Origin of the sequence: Sodalis sp. (in: enterobacteria) (genome assembly GCF_047607725.1) — a bacterium.
Classification (GTDB): Bacteria; Pseudomonadota; Gammaproteobacteria; order Enterobacterales; family Enterobacteriaceae; genus JBLKSS01.
In genome coordinates this window covers 1-7,467 of the sequence record NZ_JBLKSS010000332.1, presented here as the reverse complement: position 1 = coordinate 7,467, position 7,467 = coordinate 1, and the positions used below count along the sequence as shown (strand labels likewise).

2 protein-coding genes and 4 pseudogenes are annotated in these 7,467 nt (G+C 59.4%); 1 reads left to right on the top strand and 5 read right to left on the bottom strand.

Going from position 1 to position 7,467, the window contains the following annotated elements:
* Positions 1-71: 71 nt before the first annotated feature.
* From ACMX3H_RS19880 to rlmKL, 4 genes and pseudogenes are all read right to left on the bottom strand, one after another.
* A pseudogene (locus ACMX3H_RS19880) lies at positions 72-656 on the bottom strand (MlaD family protein); the annotation flags it as partial.
* Positions 643-1,919: pseudogene (gene pqiA / locus ACMX3H_RS19875) on the bottom strand (membrane integrity-associated transporter subunit PqiA). The pseudogenes pqiA and ACMX3H_RS19880, both read right to left, overlap by 14 nt.
* A gap of 68 nt (positions 1,920-1,987) precedes the next feature.
* Positions 1,988-3,910, bottom strand: a complete 1,923-nt coding sequence (locus ACMX3H_RS19870) for an ABC transporter ATP-binding protein (RefSeq protein ID WP_415210107.1) — start codon at positions 3,908-3,910, stop codon at positions 1,988-1,990.
* Positions 3,911-3,919: 9 nt separating this feature from the next.
* Positions 3,920-6,082: pseudogene (rlmKL, locus tag ACMX3H_RS19865) on the bottom strand (bifunctional 23S rRNA (guanine(2069)-N(7))-methyltransferase RlmK/23S rRNA (guanine(2445)-N(2))-methyltransferase RlmL); the annotation flags it as partial.
* A gap of 103 nt (positions 6,083-6,185) precedes the next feature.
* Between rlmKL and ACMX3H_RS19860 the strand changes: the two are divergent.
* The gene (locus ACMX3H_RS19860; protein ID WP_415210106.1) at positions 6,186-7,226 is read left to right on the top strand and encodes a YcbX family protein; all 1,041 of its coding nucleotides are present in this window, start codon (positions 6,186-6,188) and stop codon (positions 7,224-7,226) included.
* 59 nt (positions 7,227-7,285) lie between these two features.
* Here the strand turns inward: ACMX3H_RS19860 and ACMX3H_RS19855 are convergent.
* Positions 7,286-7,414, bottom strand: a pseudogene (locus tag ACMX3H_RS19855) (cell division protein ZapC domain-containing protein); the annotation flags it as partial.
* Positions 7,415-7,467 lie beyond the last annotated feature (53 nt).

Here is a 7,467-nt window from a genome sequence, read left to right as displayed (position 1 = left end):
AAGCGTGTAGCGTAGGTTTACTGTCTTATACAACAAATCCACCAATAATTCAAGACGTCCTCCACGGGGCGTTTACGATCGAAGTGGCTGGTTTCCACCGTACCGACGCGGAAGCCGCGAAACAGCACCGGATCGCCGGCGCTCAGCTGACCCGAACGATCGCTGTCCAACTGGATACGGATACCGCGCGCATCGGGGGAAGCCAGCGGCGGTGCGTCCAACAGTTTAAATTCCCGCGATGTCTCTTCGCTGGATCCGGGTTGCAGCTGAATATAGGCGCCGGATAACAGGGTACCTAATCCCGACACCCCTTCCTTGCCGATCTGCGGTTTCACCACCCAAAACGCCGAGTCTTTGTTAAGCATTTTTTCCATGCCGTTATAGATGCGCGCTTTGATTTCCACCTGGCGCAAATCGTCACTCAGCATCACGCTCTCGACGGTGCCGACATCCACGCGGCGGCTTTTAATAGCGGTTTTTCCGGCTTCAATACCGTCGGCGCAGCTGGTTGTCAGGGTGATCACTTTGCCCTGATGGATGAAATGGTAAAACAGGATCCAGGCGCCAATGAGGACGTTAACAATGGGAATGATCCACACCGGCGACCAGCGTTTGATCTTCTCCACCCGGGCTTCCTGATAATTATTTTCCGTCAACGGTCGACTCCTTTAGCGTGGTATGCGAAGCCCTGTCCCACAAAAGACAGGGGTCAAAAGTTTTGGCGGCGATCATGGTCAAGATGACGACCGCGGCAAACAGCAGCACGCCGATACCGGGGCTGATGCTCATCAGCCTACCCATACGCACCAGGCCAGACAGCACGGCAATGACAAAGACATCAATCATCGACCAGCGGCCGACGAATTCCACCACCTCGTAGAGTAGGTGCATCCGTTCGCTGTCGGCCGCGTTTCGCTCGCCGCGACCGGCGGCGTCCCAGCACAGCCAGCCCAGCGCAATCATCTTCAGGCTAGGGACCATGATGCTGGCGATAAAAATCACCAGCGCCACGGTATCGAGCCGTCCTCCCACAGCAGGATGACGCCGGCCATGATGGTGGAGTTAAGCCGATTGCCAAGCCCATCGGTAATCATAATCGGCAAGAGATTGGCCGGCATATAGAGCATCAATGAGGTCAATAACAGCGCCAGCGTCCATTGCAGGCTATGGATACGGCGCGCGCCCTCGCGGGTGCGGCAGCGCGGACAGACGGCGGCGTCCGCGGGCAGGATTAGCGTACAATAGCTGCAGGCGCGTATGCCCTGCGCCAGACCGCCCTCACCGGGCCGCAAACGCGTTACCGGCGACGTGAACGGCATGATGACGTTCCATAACCAGCGAGGGTCGACGCACTGTAACGCCCTCAGCTGCAGCAAGCAGAAGAAACAGAAAGGAATAAAACCGTCGCCGATTCCTATCTGGCCGTAAGCCATCAATTTGACAAAGCTGACCAGCACCCCGACCAAGAAAATCTCCGCCATGCCCCAACTGCGCAGGGCGAATAATAACTTGGCCAGAAAAGCCTTCAGGCGAAACGGCAGCGGTACATCCAGGCACAATAAGATGATCATTATCATGCAAAGCGCGGGGATCGCCTGTACACACAGCAGAAACACGCCTGCCAGGCTGGAAAAATGATCGCTAACCATCACCAGCGGAATTTGCGGCAGCGTTATTTGCCGCTTTATGCCGGAGACTTCCATATTGACGAACGGGAAGAGGTTGGCCAGCCCCTGCATCACCAGCGCGCTGATGGCGAACCCCACCGGCTGGCGTTTCGGATCGTACCAATAGCTCTGCAGGGTGTTGCGGCACCGCGGGCAGATCCCCTTCTGGCCGGGCGGCAGCGGCGGCAGCGCCACCAATAAATCACAGTGCGGGCAAAGCACGTGATGCTGATGTCGGGGATAATCGCACACGCCTACCTCCTATTGTGCTTTCCGTTTGCGCGGGTTAACGGCGGGCGGCATGCGCCGTCCGCCAGGGCCTATTCCGCCGCGCCGTTCTTTTGCGCTTCCAGCGTTTCCCAGCGGGTGAACGCCTGCTCAAGCGCGTCTTCCGCCTGCGCAATCGCCGTCATCACCGGCTGCGTCGTCTCGTGGGGTTGACTGAAAAAGTCCGGCGCCGCCACTTGCGCCTGCAGTTGGCCTATTTCCTGCTCCAACCGCTCGATCTGCCCCGGGAGGGTTTCCAGCTCCCGTTGCAGGTTATAACTGAGTTTCCCCCCGCCGCGTTTGGCAGAAGATGGGGTGGAGCCAGGCGCGGGCGCCGGGGTCTTTTGCGCCGGCGTCGGCTGCGCCCTTAGCACGCGCCGATTGCTGCGCTGGCGCTGCGCGTCAAAATAACCGCCCACGTAGCATTCGATGCGGCCTTCCCCTTCAAAAATCCAGCATTCGGTCACCGAGTTATCCACGAACTGGCGATCGTGGCTGACCAGCAGTACGGTGCCCTGATAGCTGTCGAGGAGCTCTTCCAGCAACTCCAGGGTTTCGACATCGAGATCGTTGGTGGGTTCGTCAAGAATCAGCAGGTTGCTGGGATTGAGAAACAGCCGTGCCAACAACAACCGATTGCGCTCGCCGCTTGAAAGCGCTTTTACCGGCGTCATTGCCCGTTTCGGATGAAACAAAAAGTCCTGCAGGTAGCCCAACACGTGGCGCGAGCGACCGTTGACCATCACCTCCTGCTTACCCTCGGCCAGGTTGTCCATCACGGTACGCTCCGGATCGAGCACCGCGCGATACTGGTCGAAATAGGCGACTTCCAGCTTGGTACCGCAATGTATGCGGCCGCTGTCGGCGCCAAGTTGACCCAGCATCAACTTCAGCAGCGTGGTTTTACCGCAGCCGTTGGGGCCGATAAGGGCGATTTTATCCCCGCGCTGCACCTGCGCGCTGAAGTGGCTAATCAGCGGTTTCCCTTCTATACCATAGCTGACATCTTCCAGTTCAAAGACGATTTTGCCCGACCGTGCCGCCTCTTCCACCTGGATTTTCGCGCTGCCCATCACCTCGCGCCGTTCGGAACGCGCCTTGCGCAACGCTTTCAGGGCGCGCACCCGGCCTTCATTACACGTGCGCCGGGCTTTGATCCCCTGGCGGATCCACACCTCTTCCTGAGCCAGTTTGCGATCGAATTCGGCGTTCTGCAGTTCCTGCACCCGTAGCTCTTCCTCTTTTCCTTCCAGATATTTGTCATAATTACCCGGCCAGGAAACCAGCTTGCCGCGGTCCAAATCGACGATGCGGGTCGCCATCTCGCGGATAAACGAGCGGTCATGGGAGATGAAAATAATACTGCCGGGAAAGGTCTTCAGGAAAGCATCCAGCCAGTCGATCGTTTCAATATCCAGATGGTTGGTGGGCTCGTCTAGCAGCAACACCTGCGGTTCGCACACCAGCGCGCGGCCCAGCACCGCCTTGCGCAGCCAGCCGCCGGACAGCGATGACAGCTGGCTCTCGGCGTCCAGACCTATCTGCGCAATCACCTCATGGATACGCTTTTCCAAATGCCACAGGTTCTGGTGGTCGAGGATCTCCATCAGCCGGCCCATCTCTGCCAGATTTTTTTCGCTCGGGTCTTGTTCTACCCGCTGAGAAATCCCGTGATAGGCTTTCAGTATTTGCGCCTGCGCCTCGACCCCTTCGGCAACGAAATCAAAGACGCTGCCGGTGACGTCCCGTGGCGGGTCCTGCTGCAGCTGGGCGACGATCACATCCTGCTCGAAAATCAGTTGACCATCGTCGAGGGGCACCTCGCGGCTCAAGATCTTCATCAAGGTGGATTTACCGGCGCCGTTGCGCCCCACCAGGCAGACTCGCTCGTTGCGCTCAATATGCAGCTCAGTGTTATCCAGCAGCGGCGCATCGCTGAACGACAACCAGGCGCCGGAAAGACTGATTAATGACATGGCGTAGAGATCCTTGTCCGCATGGCTTATCAGCCAGCAGTGATGAATTTGGCGGTTGCGGGTGAAGTCCGGCGAGCGGGTACGATCGGTTATCGGCTGCGCCCGCAGGCCCAGCGCGGTCAGCCCCGCATCATCCAGTTGGAAACCGCGTCTGTTGTTGGAGAACATAATGGTGCCGCCGGGGCGCAACAGCTGTTTGAGTTCGGCCATCAGCGCCAGATAGTCGCGCTGAACGTCAAAGGTATCGGCCATCAGCGCCAGATAGTCGCGCTGAACGTCAAAGGTATCGGCCATCCGCTTGGAATTGGAGAAGGTGGGCGGGTCGATAAATATCACATCGAACGTTTCCTGCGCCATCGACAGCCACGCCAGGCAATCCGCCTGTATCAGCCGGTGCTGACGGCCCACCAGGTCGTTGCTGCGCAAATTTTTTTCTGCCCACTCCAGAAAGGTCCGCGACATATCCACCGAGGTAGTGCTGCGCGCGCCACCAATGCCGGCATGTACGCTGGCTGTGCCGGTGTAAGCGAACAGATTGAGGAAGTCTTTGCCGCGGCTCATTTCCCCCAGCATTCTGCGCGCGATGCGGTGATCGAGGAATAGCCCGGTATCCAAGTAGTCGGTCAAGTTGACCCATAATTTGGCGCCGTACTCCTCCACCAGCAGGAATTCGCCTTTCTGCGCCAGTTTTTCATATTGATTCTTGCCTTTCTGCCACTCGCGCGCTTTGACCACCAGACGGCTGGCCGGTATCGCCAGCACCGCCAGTGTGGCGTTAATCACATCATACAGCCGCTGACGCGCGCGCTCGGGTTCCACGCTTTTCGGCGCCACATACTCCTGGATAACCACCCAGCTGCTGTAGCGATCGATAGCGACATTGTATTCCGGCAGATCGGCGTCATACAGCCGGTAACCATCCAGCTTTTCCCGCTCGACCCATTTTTGCAGCGAGCGCACGTTTTTGCGCAGGCGGTTGGCGAAATCGGCGGCGATTTGCCCTTCCACCTGGCCGGGCGCGACGGCGGTTTCCGCCAGCAAGTAATTTTTCTGCTCGCAGTCCAGCGGGCCGTTTTTGGCTTTGAAACTGCGTTCTGCGCGCAGCATCAACGCGCCGAGCAGCGCCGGCGAGGCGCTGAACAACGATAGCCGCCAGCCGCCGAACCGGCTTTTCATGAACCGGCCGAGCTGATTGTGCAGGGCGATAAGCGCTGGTTCACTCTCCAGGCGTTCACCGTAAGGTGGGTTGCTCACAACCGTCCCGCGCGGCCCCTCCTGCAGCGGATTTACCAGCTGCGCCACCTCGCCTGCCTGGAAGGTAATCAATGCAGAGACGCCGGCGCGGCGCGCGTTTTGGCGCGCCTTCTCCAGCACCCGGCTGTCGACATCGGAGCCGTAAAAGCGCGACGCCGTTTGCGCCAGCCCCGCTCGGGCACGCTCGCGCGCTTCGTGCACCGTCTCTTGCCATAGCGCCTCATCATGCCCGGACCAGGCGGAAAATCCCCAACACGGGCGCGTAAGCCCGGGCGCGCAATCGGCCGCGATCAGCGCCGCTTCAATCAGCAGCGTACCGGAGCCGCACATCGGATCCAGCAGCGGCGTGCCGGTTTGCCAGCCGGAGCGCAGCACGATGGCGGCGGCGAGATTCTCCTTTAACGGCGCTTGACCCGCGGCGTCGCGATAGCCACGCTGGTGCAGACTGCTGCCGCTCAAGTCAAGCGACAGCATCACCCGGTCGCGGTGCAGATAGGCCTGGATGCGAATATCGGGCTGCTGGCGGTCGACATCGGGCCGGCGTGCGCCGTGGCGGGTAAAAATATCGACGATGGTGTCCTTGACCTTCAGTGCGCCATACTGGCTGTTGCGGATTGCCGCGTTGGTGCCGCTGAAATGCACGGCGAAACGTTTATCCACCGTAAACAGCGACGGCCAGTTCACCGCCTGCACATCGCGATACAGGTCGCCATCGCTGTCGACGCTGAACTCGTTCAGCGGCAGGACGATGCGCGACGCCAGACGACTCCACAACAGCGCGCGGTAAAGCAGCCGGCTATCGGCCTGGAAGTGCACGCCGCCCAGCGCAATTTTACACGAGGCGGCCCCCAGGGTTTCCAGCTCGCTTTTCAACAGTTCTTCCAAACCTTGTGCCGTGGTGGCAAACAGAGAATTCATCTGGTCCCTTATTATTAATTAAAAAGAAAATCGTTGCGCATTATAGCCAATCCTGCCCCATTGTCATAAAGTTGACCGTCATCACAAACGGCACGGAGGCAGAATGAGTATTTTATCGCGCTTATATGTGCACCCGGTGAAATCAATGCGCGGGCTGCCGCTGTCGCATGCCCTGGCCGGCGCCGAAGGGTTGACGTTTGATCGCGTTTTTATGCTCACCGACGCCGGCGGCGTCTTTATCACCGACCCCGACGGGCAAAGCCGCCACGTGCGTTTTGCCGATTTTTCCGCGCCGGCACAGCCGGGTGAGGTCTGGGGGAATCATTTTACCGCTTATCCGGCGCCGGAGACCATCAATACCTGGCTTTCCGGCTATCTTGAACAGCCGGTTACCCTCTGCTGGACGGGCGAGCATAGCCACCGGCGGGTAAAACGCTTCCCTGCCGTCCCGCTATCGTTCGCCGACGGTTATCCTTATTTACTGATAAGCGAAGCGTCCTTTTTGGATTTACAGCGCCGCTGCCCGGCGGGGGTCACTCTGACCCAATTTCGGCCGAATCTGGTGGTGACCGGCACCGAAGCGTATGCGGAGGATAGCTGGCATCATCTGCGTATCGGCGAGGTCGAGTTTGAAGTGGTGAAACCCTGTAGCCGCTGTGTTCTGACCACGGTCAACGTGGAACAGGGCCATAAACATCCTGAGGGTGAGCCGCTGCGCACCTTACAAGGCTATCGCAGCGCGGACGACGGCAACGTCGATTTCGGCCAGAATATTATCGCCCGCACCACCGGTATCGTGCGGGTGGGCGACAATGTCGAGGTCCTGAGCACCCGTAAGCCGCACCGCTATCGCGCCGGCAGCCCCGCAATCACACCCGCGCCGCCGCCCCAGGCCGCCGACGCGCCGGTGACCATTGTGTATCAGGGCCGGCAATTTACCGGCAACCAACGGGATATTTTACTGGAGCAGTTGGAGCTACAGGGCATTCGCATCCCCTACTCCTGTCGTGCCGGCATTTGCGGCACCTGCAAGGTGAAATTATTGTCGGGTGACGTTGCGCCGCTGACCGGCAGCGCGACGGCATCAGCGCCGTGGATCCTGTCTTGCAGTTGCCTACCGCACGGCGATGTACACCTGGAATAGGAATAGCGCCCGCGTGAGCGGCCTGGGACCGCTGACGCTTTCGCCAGCCTGGTCTGGCCTTATACCGCCGGCGCGAACTGCAAATCGTCCTGGCGAGGCGCCGGCTGGAGTCGGTCATGCATGATTTTTATCGCGTCGCCAAGGGCCATCCGGCGGCCGGCCAGCGTCAGACAGGGTTGGGCCAGCAGTAAGCGTACGCCCAGCGCCGTCTGTTAATTCTCCATCAAGTTATTGAAGATGA

Excerpts from the sequence above, each read along its gene's own strand:
- ACMX3H_RS19870 (WP_415210107.1), bottom strand. The coding sequence starts at position 3,910 with ATGTCATTAATCAGTCTTTCCGGCGCCTGGTTGTCGTTCAGCGATGCG.
- ACMX3H_RS19860 (WP_415210106.1), top strand. The coding sequence starts at position 6,186 with ATGAGTATTTTATCGCGCTTATATGTGCACCCGGTGAAATCAATGCGC.